Here is a 13,857-nt window from a genome sequence, read left to right as displayed (position 1 = left end):
CATATCCGGGGGGATCAGGACCTGATCCGTGGCCATACGCAGACTGCGGGCACGGATCAGCGTGGAGAAAGGCGTCACCATGACCTCAGTGCAGGTCGAAGAGCATCACGACGGCAATGAGGCCGGCGGAGCGGGCGGTTCGTCCGGCACGTCAGGCGAGGGTTATCAGCGCGGGCTCGGTGCCCGGCAGATCCAGATGATCGCGATCGGCGGTGCCATCGGCACCGGCCTGTTCCTCGGCGCGGGCAAGGCCATTCACAAGGCCGGTCCGAGCCTCATCCTGGCGTACGCCATCGCAGGCCTCGTCATCTTCTTCATCATGCGGGCCCTGGGCGAGCTGCTCATGTACCGCGCCGTGTCGGGCTCCTTCTCGGAGTACGCGCGTGAATTCATCGGCCCGTTCTTCGGGTACGTGACCGGCTGGACGTACTGGCTCTTCTGGGTCGTCACCGGCATCACGGAAGTCACGGCCGCGGCCCAGTACATGCAGTACTGGACGCACAACTCCATTCCACAATGGGCCTACGCGCTGATCTTCACGGTCATCCTGTACGGCGCCAACCTGATCTCCGTGAAGCTCTTCGGCGAGCTCGAGTTCTGGTTCTCGATGGTCAAGGTCACCGCGATCATCGGCATGATCCTCATCTGCGCCGGCATCCTCACCATCGGCTTCTCCGACGCCGGTGACACCGCGTCCGTGAGCCACCTGTGGGACCAGGGCGGGTTCTTCCCGAACGGCATCGGCTCCACGCTGATGACGCTGCAGATCGTGATGTTCGCCTTCCTCGCCGTCGAGCTCGTCGGCGTCACCGCGGGCGAGTCCAAGGACCCCAAGACCGTCCTGCCCAAGGCCATCAACACCGTGCCGTGGCGCATCGCCGTCTTCTACGTCGGCGCGCTCATCATGATCCTCTCGGTCGTGCCGTGGACCACGTTCCAGCCGGGCGTCTCGCCGTTCGTGGCGGCCTTCGAGGAGATGGGCCTGGGCATCGGCGCCGCGATCGTCAACTTCGTCGTCCTGACGGCCGCGCTCTCCTCCTGCAACTCCGGCATGTACTCCACCGGCCGCATGCTGCGCGACCTCGCGCTCAACGGCCAGGGCCCGAAGTTCTTCACCAAGCTGACGAAGAACGGCCTGCCGCTGGTCGGCACCACCTTCTCCGCCACGCTGATGCTGGTCGGCGTCTGGATCAACTACCAGTGGCCGGGCGAGGCGTTCAACTACGTCGTCTCCTTCGCGACCATCTCCGGCATGTGGGCCTGGATCATGATCCTGATCTGCCAGATCAAGTACCGCCGCAAGGCCGACCGCGGCGAGCTGCCGCAGTCCACCTTCCGGGCGCCGGGCGCTCCGTTCACGAGCTGGTTCGCGCTGGCCTTCATCGGGATGGTCATCGTGATGATGGGCATCGACAAGGACGCGCGGATCTCGCTCTACGCGGCTCCGGTGTGGGCGCTGATCCTCGGCGTCGGCTACCTCGTCATGCAGAAGCGCAACGCGCAGCCGACGGGTGGCGGCGAGGCGGACCAGAAGGACGCGATCAAGTCCTGACCGCCGGGTCATCGCAGGTCATCACCGCTTGATTCCAGCATGTGGGCCGGTCCGTACCACTCTTCGGTACGGACCGGCCCTTCTGCTTATCCTGGCTGCCATGCTGACCCTGACCCAGGCCCTCCACGACCAGATCGTCGCGCACGCGCGCCAGGACCACCCCGACGAGGCCTGCGGTGTGGTCGCGGGCCCGGAGGGAACCGGCCGCCCCGAGCGCTTCATCCCGATGCTGAACGCGGCCCGCTCGCCCACGTTCTACGAGTTCGACTCGGGCGACCTCCTCAAGCTCTACCGCGAGATGGACGACCGCGACGAGGAGCCGGTGATCGTCTACCACTCGCACACGGCGACCGAGGCCTACCCCTCGCGCACCGACATCTCGTACGCCAACGAGCCCGGCGCCCACTACGTCCTGGTCTCCACGGCCGACACCGACGACGCCGGCGACTTCCAGTTCCGCTCCTTCCGGATCGTGGACGGCGAGGTCACCGAAGAAGAGGTGAAGGTCGTCCAGGCATACTGAGCCCACCGAGAGGCGGCAGGACCCAGGAAGCCGGTGCGAATCCGGCACGGTCCCGCCACTGTGACCCCACCCTCCGCGGGTGGGGCAGTCAGGAACTGACCTGCCGCCTTCTTCTCCCACGACGCAGGGGACGCGGAAATCCCCTGGAGGAGGCAGCTCAGCCATGTCCCGTCCCATACGCCTGCTCTTGGCCGCGGCCCTGCTGGCCCCGCTCGCCGCGTGTTCGTCCTCCGGCAGCACCGACTCGAAGCCGGAGGCCAAGACGCAGGGCTTCCCGTACACGGTCACGAACTGCGGCGTGAAGACGACGTACGAAGCACCCCCGAAACGCGCCGTGACGATGAACCAGCACGTGACGGAAGTGATGCTGGAGCTGGGCCTCAAGGACCGCATCGCGGGCACGGCCTACCTGGACGACAAGGTCCTGCCGAAGTACGCGAAGGCGTATGCGGACACCCCGGTCCTCGCCAAGGAATACCCCTCGTACGAGAAGCTCCTGGCCGCGAACCCCGACTTCGTCTACGGCGGCTACGCGTCCGCCTTCCTGGCGGGCGAGGGCCGCAGCCGCGGGGCCCTGGCGAAGTCCGGCATCGAGAGCCGCCTCAACGTCGAGGGCTGCGCGAAGCGGGCGGTGTCGATGGACGACGTCTACAAGGAGGTCCGCGAGGTCGGCAGCACGTTCGGAGTGCGGCCGCGGGCGGACAAGTGGGTGGCCGCGGCGAAGCGCCAACTGGCGGACGCCGCCGGGGACTCGAAGGGCCGCGAGCCCGTCCCCGTCTTCGTCTACGACAGCGGCGACAAGACCGCGTTCACGGCGGGCGGCCGGGGCATCGGCAACGACATCATCGAGCGGGCGGGCGGCCGCAACGTCTTCGCCGACCTGGACAAGGCCTTCGGCGACGCGTCCTGGGAGTCGGTGGTCGACCGCAAGCCCGAGGCGATCGTGATCCTCGACTACGGCGGCACGACGGTGGCCCAGAAAAAGAAGCGCCTCCTGGACGACCCGGTCCTGGCAGACGTCCCCGCCATCAAGAACAAGCGCTTCGCGGTACTGCCGCTGTCGGACGCGGTGGTGGGGGTGAGGGCACCGGGGGCGGTGGAGAAGCTGGCGGACCAGCTGTGAAGAGGCAGGGGGTTCAGCCCGTCCGGCGTTTGAGGACGAACTCGGCGAAGCCGGTGATGACGGCGACCAAGGCCCCCGCGCCGAGCGGGTTTGTGGGAAGGGGCGGGGTTGGGGAAAGCCCCGCCCGGGCCACACAGACCCGCAGACGACTGGGCTACGCAACAGTCATCGCGACGCTCTGCGCAGCCCTCGCGGCAGCGATCGTGGCCGGTTTGGCACTGGGCTCGGTCCGGATCCCCCCGGCAGACGTCCTGACGATCCTCGCCGGAAGGGCGGAACCCTCCCCGTTCCGCACCATCGTGCTGGACGTCCGCCTACCCCGGGTCCTGCTCGGCGCAGCCGTAGGCGCAGGCCTGGCAGTCATCGGCACCGTCCTCCAGGCCCTGGTGAGGAACCCCCTGGCCGACCCGTTCCTCCTCGGCGTCTCCTCCGGAGCATCCGCGGGAGCCGTCGCCGTCATCGTCCTCGGCAGCGTCTTCGGCCTGGGCGCGGGCCTGGCCACCACCGTCACCATCCCGGCCGCGGCCTTCGCCGGCGCCCTGCTCTCGCTGCTGGTCGTCTACACCCTGGCGAGATCCGGCGGCGGCGGATTCGCCACCGGCCGCCTGATCCTGGCCGGAGTGGCCGTCTCGTACATCCTCTCCGCCCTGACCAGCCTCATCCTGATCATGGCCGACAGCGCCGACCACCTGAAGGAAGTCCTGTACTGGACCCTCGGCGGCCTCGGCAGCGCCCGCTGGGACATGCTCGCCCTGCCCGGCGCATCCCTCGTCGTGGGCACGGCGCTGCTCGTCGCCCTGGCCCGCCCCCTCGACCTGCTCCTGGTCGGCGAGGAGGGCGCCACCGTCCTCGGCCTGGACACGGCCCGTTTCCGCGCCGCCGTCTTCGTCCTCGCCTCGCTCCTGACCGGCGTACTCGTCGCGTACAGCGGAGCCATCGGCTTCGTCGGCCTGATGGTGCCGCACGCGGCCCGGATGCTGGTCGGCGCCGCACACCGGGCGCTCCTGCCGGTGGTGGCCCTGATGGGCGCGGTGTTCCTGGTGGCCGCCGACCTCGCGGCGCGCACGCTCGCGGCGCCGCAGGACATCCCGGTCGGCGTCCTGACGGCGCTGACGGGCGGCCCGTTCTTCCTGTGGATGCTGCGCAAGAACCGTACGGAGGAAGGGGCATCCGCATGATGCTGCGTACCGAGAACCTCACGTACGAGACATCCGGCGGCCTGCGCCTCGTCGACGACGTCACCCTGCACGCGGCCCGAGGCGAGACCATCGGCCTCGTCGGCCCCAACGGCAGCGGCAAGACCACCCTCCTGCGCTGCGTCTACGGCACCCTCACGCCCACCGGCGGCCGCGTACTCCTCGACGGTGACGACCTGGCGGCCCGCTCGGCCAAGGACCGCGCCCGCCGCATCGCCACCGTCCCGCAGGACGGTCACACCGGCTTCGAGCTCACCGTCCGGCAGATCGTCGCCATGGGCCGCTCCCCGCACAAACGCTTCTGGGAGGCGGACACCGCGCAGGACGCCGTCCTGGTCGGCGACGCGCTGGAACGCGTCGGCGCGGCGGGCCTCGCGCACCGCGTCTTCGCCGGGCTCTCCGGCGGCGAGCGCCAGCGCGCCCTGGTGGCGAGGGCGCTGGTGCAGGAGCCCGCGGTCCTCGTCCTGGACGAGCCGACCAACCACCTCGACATCCGCTACCAGCTGGAGATCCTCGCCCTGGTCCGCGACCTCGGCACCACGAATCTCCTGGCTCTGCACGACCTCAATCTGGCGGCGTACTACTGCGACCGTCTGTACGTGCTCGACGCCGGCCGCCTCGTCGCGTCAGGCGCGCCGAAGGAGGTCCTGACCAGCGAGCTCCTCGCCGAGGTGTACGGGGTGACGGCGGAGGTGGCGGTGCACCCGGCCACGGGCGCTCCGACGGTCACGTACCTGCCCTCAGCTGCGCCCCGCCTCCCGTCATCCACGTGATGGACGCAAACCGTCCAGCATGTGAGATCACATTCCAGAACCCGGACCGGGAATCGATACGATGACCGCATGGTTCCCCACGACGTGAGCGACAAGATGCCGGGCATGCTGCTCGTTGCGCGTCTGCACGTCGATTTGTGCAGGCTCTCCAGCGCGATCTGTTCGCGCTGACAGCCGCCGCCGTACGGCCGTGAGCCGCGGCGCCACCTCCGCGTAACGCCAGACACCTGACACCTGACGCCTACGCATTCGAACTGACGCACCGCACGACCGGGCCGCCGCGCGCCCACCCACGTGACATCTCCCGACAGGAGCCCCCAGCCATGGCCATCGAGGTCCGCATCCCGACCATCCTCCGCACCTACACCGACGGCGCCAAGGCCGTCGAGGGCAGCGGGGACACCCTCGCCGAGCTCTTCACCGACCTCGACTCGCGGCACACGGGCATCGCCGAGCGCATTGTGGACGGCGACAAGCTGCGCCGCTTCGTCAACGTGTACCTGAACGACGAGGACGTCCGCTTCCTGGACGGCATCTCCACCAAGCTCACCGACGGCGACAGCGTCACGATCCTCCCGGCCGTGGCCGGCGGCATGGTCTGATCGCGGATGCCTCGCTACGACTCCCCGCTGGCGGCCGTGGGCAACACGCCCCTCGTCCGCCTGCCGCGCCTCTCCCCCTCCGGCGACGTCCGCATCTGGGCGAAGCTGGAGGACCGTAACCCGACCGGTTCCATCAAGGACCGCCCGGCGCTGCACATGGTCGAACAGGCGGAGAAGGACGGGCGGTTGACGCCCGGCTGCACGATCCTGGAGCCGACGTCCGGCAACACGGGCATCTCGCTCGCGATGGCGGCCAAGCTCAAGGGCTACCGCATCGTGTGCGTCATGCCGGAGAACACCTCGCAGGAGCGGCGTGACCTCCTCGCCATGTGGGGCGCGGAGATCATCCCGTCGCCGGCGGCAGGCGGCTCCAACACGGCGGTACGCGTCGCCAAGGAGCTGGCGGCCGAGCACCCGGACTGGGTGATGCTCTACCAGTACGGGAACCCGGACAACGCGGGCGCCCACTACGCGACGACCGGCCCGGAGATCCTCGCGGACCTGCCCTCCGTCACCCACTTCGTGGCGGGCCTCGGCACGACGGGCACGCTCATGGGCGTGGGCCGCTACCTGCGCGAACAGAAGCCGGACATCAAGATCGTCGCGGCGGAGCCCCGCTACGACGACCTCGTGTACGGCCTGCGGAACCTCGACGAGGGCTTCGTCCCCGAGCTGTACGACGCGTCGGTCCTGACCACCCGCTTCTCGGTCGGCTCGGCGGACGCGGTGACACGGACCCGAGAGCTCCTGCAGCAGGAGGGGATCTTCGCGGGCGTCTCCACCGGGGCCGCGCTGCACGCGGCGATCGGCGTCGGCAAGAAAGCCCTGTCCGCGGGGGAGTCCGCCGACATCGTCTTCGTCGTGGCCGACGGCGGCTGGAAGTACCTCTCGACGGGCGTCTACACCGCCGAGACGACCGAGGCGGCGATCGAGACGCTGCAGGGTCAACTGTGGGCTTAGAGGCAGACGCAGGAAAACGCCGGGCGGGCTGGACGCATCCAGCCCGCCCGGCGTTCTCCGTTGCCGCTCAACCCGCCAAGTACCGCACCTGATCCCACAGCGCCGGATCCACGATCCCCGCCCGCCTGCGGAACTCCCACACCGGCACGTCCCGCAGCTCGTCCGTCTCCAGGAAGCTGGGCCGCCCCCGCGCGTCCCCCACGGACCCGGGCGGCAGCGGAATCACCCCGGCCCGCTCGTCGTGGTACTTGCTGGTGATCTTCGCGACGACCGCGCGCTCGCCCCGCACGGACAGCACCAGACAGGGCCGGTCCTTGGTGCCGGGCCCGTCCTCGTAGGGCACCTTCGCCCACCAGATCTCCGCGGGCTTGGGCGCGGGCAGCCTCCGCCGCGGCCCACGTGGCCTGCCCGGCGGCCGGGTGGTCCGCCCGCGGGGCCCGCGGCCGCTGCGGCCCCGGCCGTCCACCAACGCGGCGACCGCCGCGAGCACCACCACGGCGGCAAGCGCGAGCCACCATGACGTATCCATACCGCAGACGGTACCGGGGCGCTCCCCGCCCCGCGCGCCCCCCGAACCGGTGACAGCGCAGGTGAGTTCTCCCACAACGGCCCACGACGGAGGAGCGACCTGACCTTTTGCGCCTTACGCTCAACGGACCGCAGAACTCCCTGGAGAGCCTCTCGCAGGCCCTTCGAGAACCCCCCGCAACGCCCCGCACAACCCCCGTTTCGCCCCCGGAGGTTTCCGCTCCATGAAGCTCACCGTCGTCGGCTGCTCGGGGTCGTTTCCGTCCGCGGACTCGGCCTGCTCGAGCTACCTCGTCGAGGCCGACGGCTTCCGGCTGCTTCTCGACATGGGCAATGGCGCCCTGGGCGAGCTGCAGCGCCATGTCGGTCTGTACGACCTGGACGCGATCTTCCTCAGCCATCTGCACGCCGACCACTGCATCGATATGTGCGCCTATTTCGTGGCGCGCTACTACCGGCACGAAGGCGGCCGCTGCGCCCCCATCCCGGTCTACGGACCCGAGGGCACCGAACAGCGCCTGACCACCGCGTACGCCGACACCCCATCGGCCTCCTCGATGAGCGAGGTCTTCGACTTCCACACCGTGAAGCCGGCCTCGTTCGACATCGGCCCCTTCTCGGTCCGTACGGAGAAGGTGTGCCACCCCGTCGAGGCGTACGGCATCCGCGTCGAGCACGGGGGCAAGTCCCTCACGTACTCGGGAGACACGGGTGTGTGCGGCGCGCTGGACGAACTGGCCGCCGACACCGACCTGTTCCTCTGCGAGGCGGCCTTCACGCACGGCAAGGAGAACATCCCCGACCTGCACCTCAACGGCCGTGAGGCGGGCGAGTCCGCCCAGCGCGCGCATGCCGGGCGCCTCCTCCTCACCCACATCCCGCCGTGGACGGACCCCCAGGTGAACCTGGCGGACGCGCGCGCGGTGTACGACGGCCCGGCCGAACTCGCGAAGCCCGGCCGGAGCTACGAGATCTAGCGCTCCTTTGTCGAGCGCCTGCCCATGTCGATCAGCCGACATGACGAAGCCCCTCGCCGTTGGTACCAACGGCGAGGGGCTTACGTCCCGAAGTGCGGCGGGAGGCTACTTGGCCTCGGCCTTCTGGAGCTCGGCGAGCTCCTCGTCGGACTCGCGGCCCGGCGTCGGGAGGTTCCACTTGGTGATCGCGAAGCGGAAGATCGCGTAGTAGACCGCCGCGAAGCAGAGGCCGACGAGCACGAGCATCCAGGGCTTGGTCGCGATGCCCAGGTTGAGGAAGAAGTCGATCGCACCGGCCGAGAAGCCGAAGCCGTCCTTCATGCCGAGCGCCCAGGTCAGCGCCATGGAGACACCGGTGAGCACCGCGTGGATCGCGTACAGCACCGGGGCGATGAACATGAACGTGAACTCGATCGGCTCGGTCACGCCGGTGACGAACGCGGTGAGCGCGAGGGAGAACATCATGCCGCCGACGACCTTGCGGCGCTCGGGGCGCGCGCAGTGGACGATCGCGAGGCAGGCCGCCGGGAGGGCGAACATCATGATCGGGAAGAAGCCGGTCATGAACTGTCCGGCGGACGGGTCGCCCTGGAGGAAGCGGGCGATGTCGCCGCTCTTGCCCTCGTACGAACCGGCCTGGAACCACGGGAAGGAGTTCAGCAGGTGGTGCATGCCGACGGGGATCAGCGCACGGTTGACGACACCGAAGATGCCCGCGCCGACCGCGCCCGAACCGACAAGCCACTCACCGAAGTTGTGCAGACCCGTGCCGAGGACCGGCCAGATGTAGCCGAAGATGATGCCGATGAACAGACCCGCGAAGGCGGAGAGGATCGGGACCAGACGGCGGCCACCGAAGAAGCCCGCCCAGTCGGGCAGCTTCGTCCGGTAGAACTTCTGGTACAGCAGCGCCACGACGATGCCCATGACCACACCGCCGAGGACCTTGGCGTCCACGGGCGCGTCCACCATGACGACCTTGCCGTCGACGGCGGTGGCGACCTTCGGCAGGTTCTTGTCCGTGAAGGTGCCGAGCACCTTCTGGAAGACCAGGTAGCCGGTGACGGCCGCGAGGGCTGTCGAGCCGTCCGACTTCTTGGCGAAGCCGATCGCGATGCCGACGGCGAACAGCAGCGCCATGTTGTCGATGATCGCGCTGCCACCGGCCGCCATGAACGTGGCGATCTTGGTGATGAACTCGGGGAAGGACTCGCGGCCCAGCATGTCGGGCTGGCCGAGGCGGATGAGCAGGGCGCCTGCCGGCAGCACGGCGACCGGGAGCATGAGGCTCCGGCCGATGCGCTGCATGACAGCCATCGCGCCTGCGCCCTTCTTCTTGTCGGCCGCGGGGGCGGCACTGGCCGTGGACACAACTTCCTCCAGTGGGCAAGGCGCCGCCTAGGACATGGAAGAGGGGGACGGCGGCGTCTCCGGGGGCCGCGGCGGGACGGCCGCGTGGTCTACACCATTAAGTGGTGTAGACCTGTTGTAGCACGGTGAAGGTGACGTAAGGAACCCACGAGTTTTGTGGGGTCGGCCATAACGTGAAATCAACGGCAAAAGACCCCCGGACCCGAGGGTTCGAGGGTCTTCCGCATGCGGCCGTGCGCGCGGGCGCAGACTCCGCCCCCGCTGGGGCTAAGCCTTGGTCTGCTCCGCGTCCTGTGCTTCCGCTTCTTCCTCCGGCTCGCGCCCCGGCGTATGCAGGTCGAACTTGCGGATCACGAAGCTGAACAGGGCGTAGTACACGATGGCGAAGACGAGCCCGATGGGAATGATCAGCCAGGGTTTGGTCGCCAGACTCCAGTTGATGACGTAGTCGATGAGACCCGCCGAGAAGCTGAAGCCGTCCTTGACCCCCAGCGCCCATGTCACCGCCATGGAGACACCGGTGAGGACCGCGTGGATCGCGTACAGCGCGGGCGCGATGAACAGGAACGAGTACTCGATCGGTTCGGTGATGCCGGTGACGAACGACGTCAGGCCGACCGAGAGCATCAGGCCGCCGACCACCTTGCGGCGCTCCGGACGGGCCGCGTGCGTGATCGCGAGAGCCGCGGCCGGCAGGGCGAACATCATGATCGGGAAGAAGCCGGACGTGAACTGACCGGCCGTCGGGTCGCCCGCCAGGAAGCGGTTGATGTCGCCGTGGACCATCGTGCCGTCCGGCTTTTCGTAGTCGCCGAACTGGAACCAGACGAACGTGTTCAGGAACTGGTGCAGGCCGACCGTGAGCAGCGCGCGGTTGGCCACGCCGAAGATTCCCGAGCCCAACCACCCAAGGTCCACCAGCCACTTGGAGAAGCTGGTCAGAGCGTCACCGATGGGCGGCCAGATCCACACGCAGAGCCCGGCGAAGACCAGACCGACGAAGGCCATGATGATCGGCACGAGACGTCGGCCGTTGAAGAAGCCCAGCCAGTCGACCAGCTTCACGCGGTGGTAGCGCTGCCAGAACCACGCGGCGAGCAGACCCATCACGATGCCGCCGAAGACCCCCGGATTCTGGTACGCGGCCTGCGCGACCGTCCCGTCCTCCGCGATGCAGACGCCGCTCCACATGCCCGCGGCGCCGAAGGTGGTGTCCGTGGGGCAGTCGTCGGGGAAGGCGCGAAGCACCGCGTAGTACACGAGGAAGCCCGCGACCGCGGCGAGCGCCGTGGAGCCGTCCGACTTCTTGGCCATGCCGATCGCGACACCGATGCAGAACAGCAGGGGCAGGCCGAGGGTGGAGTCCAGGAGGGAGCCGCCCGCCGCCGCGAAGACCTTGGCGACGTTGTCCCAGCCGAGGCCGTCGGCACCGAAGACGTCCGGCTGTCCGAGGCGGTTGAGGATGCCGGCGGCGGGCAGGACGGCGATGGGGAGCTGGAGGCTGCGGCCCATCTTCTGGAGACCCTGGAACAGCCCGTTCCACCACTTCTTCTGCGGCACCGCTGCAGCTTCGGAACTCATCGGCGTCCCCTCCGGAACAAGCCAGGTTTGGCGGTCGTTGAAAACTGGTGTAGACCAGTTGCGGAACGAGTAGTCGCGGAACGAGTGCGGTGCCGTCCCGGCAGGAATGGCGCGAGGGATGGCACCTTGATCGCCATCATTGGGTACGAGTGCCGTAGCCGCCCGCGAAGATGCTCCAACCGTGCGTTACCGTGACAAAGCGGACCTACGGTGTGGTGAGGCCGCGTCCTTTAAGAACAGGGAGAACACCATGGCCAGCAAGGCTGAGAAGATCGTTGCCGGGCTCGGCGGCATCGACAACATCGAAGAGGTCGAGGGCTGCATCACCCGCCTCCGCACCGAGGTCAACGACCCGAGCCTGGTCGACGACGCCGCGCTCAAGGCCGCGGGCGCCCACGGCGTCGTCAAGATGGGCACCGCGATCCAGGTCGTCATCGGCACCGACGCTGACCCCATCGCCGCCGACATCGAAGACATGATGTGAGCAGCAGCACCGCAGCACCCGGGGCATAACGCCCCAACCCCCAGCCATACACACGTACAGGCCCCGCTCCGGCAACCGGAACGGGGCCTGTACGCGTACCGGATAGGGTCGGCGTCATGTCTCGAATCGACGGCCGCACCCCCGAACAGCTCCGCCCGATCACCATCGAGCGCGGCTGGAGCAAGCACGCCGAGGGCTCCGTCCTCATCTCCTTCGGCGACACCAAAGTCTTCTGCACCGCCTCCGTCACCGAAGGCGTCCCGCGCTGGCGCAAGGGCAGCGGCGAAGGCTGGGTCACCGCCGAGTACTCGATGCTGCCCCGCTCCACCAACACCCGCGGTGACCGCGAATCCGTACGCGGCAAGATCGGCGGCCGCACCCACGAGATCTCCCGCCTCATCGGCCGCAGCCTCCGCGCCGTCATCGACTACAAGGCGCTCGGCGAGAACACCATCGTCCTCGACTGCGACGTCCTCCAGGCCGACGGCGGCACCCGCACGGCCGCGATCACCGGCGCCTATGTCGCCCTGGCCGACGCCGTCGCCTGGGCCCAGGGCAAGAAGCTCATCAAGGCGGGCCGCAAGCCCCTCACCGACACCGTCTCCGCCGTCTCCGTCGGCATCGTCGGCGGCGTACCGCTCCTCGACCTGCGCTACGAGGAGGACGTGAAGGCCGACACCGACATGAACGTCGTCTGCACCGGCGACGGCCGCTTCGTCGAGGTCCAGGGCACCGCCGAGGCCGAGCCCTTCGACCGCAAGGAGCTCAACGCACTGCTCGACCTCGCGGTCGGCGGCTGCGAGGACCTGGCCGCGTTCCAGCGCAAGGCACTCGAAGCGACCGCATAGGCAACCATCAGGCCCCTTAGGGGCGTTCTAACGAGTACGGGCGCGCGGGCCAAGCCGTGCGCCCGTCCGTACCCCCTGGGGAGGGACCGAACCATGGCCGCGCGCCACCGCCGTATCGCCACCGCTGTCACCGCCGTCCTGATCGCCGTGCCGGCGGGCATCGGCCTCGTCGGCTGCGACGCCGTCAACAAGGCCCTGGACTGCGTCCAGACCGCGGACGCCATCGCCGACAGCGTCACCGACCTGCAGCAGGCCGTCGAGAAGGCGGGCGACGACCCCACGCAGGCCGACAAGGCGCTCGACGACATCGACAAGAACATCGACGAGATCGGCGACAAGACCGACAACACCGATGTGAACAAGGCGGTCGACGACCTCGACAAGGCCGTCGACAACGTCCGCAAGTCCATCGACGGCGGCGACGCGACGCCCGACCTCAGCCCCATCACGGACGCGGCGGGCGAACTGACAAAGGTCTGCACGCCGTAAGGCCCGGGGGCTCGGGGCTCGGGGGCTCGGGGCTTGGATACTGGTCGGCATGACCCGCCTAATCCTCGCCACCCGTAACGCCGGCAAGATCACGGAACTCAAGGCGATCCTCGCCGACGCAGGTCTCACCCACGACCTCGTCGGCGCGGACGCCTACCCCGAGATCCCCGACGTCAGGGAAACCGGCGTCACCTTCGCCGAGAACGCCCTCCTCAAGGCCCACGCCCTCGCCAAGGCCACCGGCCTGCCCGCGGTCGCCGACGACTCCGGCCTCTGCGTCGACGTACTCGGCGGCGCGCCCGGCATCTTCTCCGCCCGCTGGGCGGGCAAGCACGGCGACGACACAGCGAACCTGAACCTTTTGCTGGCCCAACTCGGCGACATCGACGCGGACGCCCACCGCTCGGCCCACTTCGCCTGCGCGGCAGCTCTCGCCCTCCCGGACGGCACGGAGAGGGTGGTGGAGGGCCAGCTGCGCGGCGTACTACGCCACGCCCCGTCGGGCACGGGAGGCTTCGGCTACGACCCGATCCTCCAGCCGGAGGGCGAGACGAGGACGTGCGCGGAGCTGACGCCGGACGAGAAGAACGCGATCAGCCATCGGGGGAAGGCGTTTCGGGCGTTGGCGCCTGTGGTGCGGGAGCTGTTGGGCTGACGCAAACGGGCCGTGGGGCCGGTCTCCAGTTGACCGGCCCCACGGCCCGTTGAGAGTGCGGCCGGTGGGATTCGAACCCACACGGGTGTGAACCCACTGGGACCTAAACCCAGCATGACTGCCTAATTCCATCACGGCCGCTCAAAAATGGTCATTGCGTTTGACCGGCGGCGTTCAGTGTACGGGTAGGGCAGG

The 13,857-nt window shown here is 68.8% G+C and carries 16 protein-coding genes, 1 tRNA gene and 1 riboswitch; of the genes, 13 read left to right on the top strand and 4 right to left on the bottom strand.

All coding sequences use genetic code 11. The features are described from left to right. Nucleotides 1-79 precede the first annotated feature (79 nt). The 8 genes from E5671_RS19655 to E5671_RS19625 all read left to right on the top strand — a co-directional run bounded on the left by E5671_RS19655 (nt 80) and on the right by E5671_RS19625 (nt 6,729). Nucleotides 80-1,552 (top strand): amino acid permease, encoded by a 1,473-nt coding sequence (locus E5671_RS19655; protein WP_160505275.1) that lies wholly within the window; start codon nt 80-82, stop codon nt 1,550-1,552. Between the two features lie 100 nt (nt 1,553-1,652). Further along, nucleotides 1,653-2,075, top strand: a complete 423-nt coding sequence (locus tag E5671_RS19650) for a Mov34/MPN/PAD-1 family protein (protein ID WP_160505274.1) — start codon at nt 1,653-1,655, stop codon at nt 2,073-2,075. Beyond that, nucleotides 2,076-2,193, top strand: a riboswitch (cobalamin riboswitch). Nucleotides 2,194-2,238: 45 nt separating this feature from the next. Next, on the top strand, nt 2,239-3,198 hold the full coding sequence (locus tag E5671_RS19645; protein WP_160505273.1) for an ABC transporter substrate-binding protein: 960 nt from the start codon (nt 2,239-2,241) through the stop codon (nt 3,196-3,198). Between the two features lie 56 nt (nt 3,199-3,254). After that, on the top strand, nt 3,255-4,376 hold the full coding sequence (locus tag E5671_RS19640; RefSeq protein WP_160505272.1) for a FecCD family ABC transporter permease: 1,122 nt from the start codon (nt 3,255-3,257) through the stop codon (nt 4,374-4,376). Then, a complete protein-coding gene (locus tag E5671_RS19635; protein ID WP_160505271.1) occupies nt 4,373-5,167 on the top strand; it encodes an ABC transporter ATP-binding protein in 795 nt (264 codons plus the stop codon). Before E5671_RS19640 ends, E5671_RS19635 begins: the two co-directional genes overlap by 4 nt. A gap of 69 nt (nt 5,168-5,236) precedes the next feature. Next, nucleotides 5,237-5,338, top strand: coding sequence for a putative leader peptide (locus E5671_RS47430; RefSeq protein WP_336605789.1), 102 nt, complete (start codon nt 5,237-5,239; stop codon nt 5,336-5,338). 152 nt (nt 5,339-5,490) lie between these two features. Beyond that, nucleotides 5,491-5,769: a MoaD/ThiS family protein gene (locus E5671_RS19630; protein ID WP_160505270.1), complete on the top strand. Its 279-nt coding sequence runs from the start codon at nt 5,491-5,493 to the stop codon at nt 5,767-5,769. A gap of 6 nt (nt 5,770-5,775) precedes the next feature. Then, entirely contained in the window at nt 5,776-6,729 is a 954-nt protein-coding gene (locus E5671_RS19625; protein WP_160505269.1) for a PLP-dependent cysteine synthase family protein, read from the top strand. Nucleotides 6,730-6,796: 67 nt separating this feature from the next. On the opposite strand, the gene E5671_RS19620 is transcribed toward E5671_RS19625, so the two are convergent. Next, nucleotides 6,797-7,258 carry a type II toxin-antitoxin system PemK/MazF family toxin gene (locus E5671_RS19620; RefSeq protein WP_160505268.1) on the bottom strand — a complete coding sequence of 154 codons (462 nt, stop codon included), beginning with the start codon at nt 7,256-7,258 and terminating at the stop codon, nt 6,797-6,799. 223 nt (nt 7,259-7,481) lie between these two features. On the opposite strand from E5671_RS19620, the gene E5671_RS19615 reads away from it, so the two are divergent. Next, complete coding sequence (locus E5671_RS19615; protein ID WP_160505267.1) at nt 7,482-8,234, top strand: MBL fold metallo-hydrolase; 753 nt, start codon at nt 7,482-7,484, stop codon at nt 8,232-8,234. Between the two features lie 105 nt (nt 8,235-8,339). Here E5671_RS19615 and E5671_RS19610 read toward each other — a convergent pair whose 3' ends face one another. Then, a complete protein-coding gene (locus tag E5671_RS19610) occupies nt 8,340-9,605 on the bottom strand; it encodes a PTS transporter subunit EIIC (RefSeq protein WP_160505266.1) in 1,266 nt (421 codons plus the stop codon). Between the two features lie 267 nt (nt 9,606-9,872). Next, nucleotides 9,873-11,186 (bottom strand): PTS transporter subunit EIIC, encoded by a 1,314-nt coding sequence (locus E5671_RS19605; RefSeq protein WP_160505265.1) that lies wholly within the window; start codon nt 11,184-11,186, stop codon nt 9,873-9,875. 181 nt (nt 11,187-11,367) lie between these two features. Here E5671_RS19605 and E5671_RS19600 point away from each other — a divergent pair, with 181 nt between their 5' ends. The 4 genes from E5671_RS19600 (at nt 11,368) to rdgB (ending at nt 13,662) form a co-directional block, all read left to right on the top strand. Continuing rightward, complete coding sequence (locus tag E5671_RS19600) at nt 11,368-11,670, top strand: PTS glucose/sucrose transporter subunit IIB (protein WP_336605788.1); 303 nt, start codon at nt 11,368-11,370, stop codon at nt 11,668-11,670. Nucleotides 11,671-11,786: 116 nt separating this feature from the next. Further along, on the top strand, nt 11,787-12,518 hold the full coding sequence (gene rph / locus E5671_RS19595) for a ribonuclease PH (RefSeq protein ID WP_160505263.1): 732 nt from the start codon (nt 11,787-11,789) through the stop codon (nt 12,516-12,518). Nucleotides 12,519-12,611: 93 nt separating this feature from the next. Then, the gene (locus E5671_RS19590; RefSeq protein WP_160505262.1) at nt 12,612-13,007 is read left to right on the top strand and encodes a hypothetical protein; all 396 of its coding nucleotides are present in this window, start codon (nt 12,612-12,614) and stop codon (nt 13,005-13,007) included. A 49-nt stretch (nt 13,008-13,056) separates the two neighbouring features. Continuing rightward, nucleotides 13,057-13,662, top strand: a complete 606-nt coding sequence (rdgB, locus tag E5671_RS19585; RefSeq protein ID WP_160505261.1) for an RdgB/HAM1 family non-canonical purine NTP pyrophosphatase — start codon at nt 13,057-13,059, stop codon at nt 13,660-13,662. A gap of 56 nt (nt 13,663-13,718) precedes the next feature. On the opposite strand, the gene E5671_RS19580 is transcribed toward rdgB, so the two are convergent. Beyond that, a tRNA-Leu gene (locus E5671_RS19580) sits at nt 13,719-13,803 on the bottom strand. Nucleotides 13,804-13,857 lie beyond the last annotated feature (54 nt).

This window comes from Streptomyces sp. BA2 (assembly GCF_009769735.1).
In the GTDB taxonomy this organism is placed as follows: domain Bacteria; phylum Actinomycetota; class Actinomycetes; order Streptomycetales; family Streptomycetaceae; genus Streptomyces.
The sequence above is the reverse complement of the archived record's forward strand: the minus strand, read 5'-3'. Positions and strand labels throughout refer to the sequence as shown.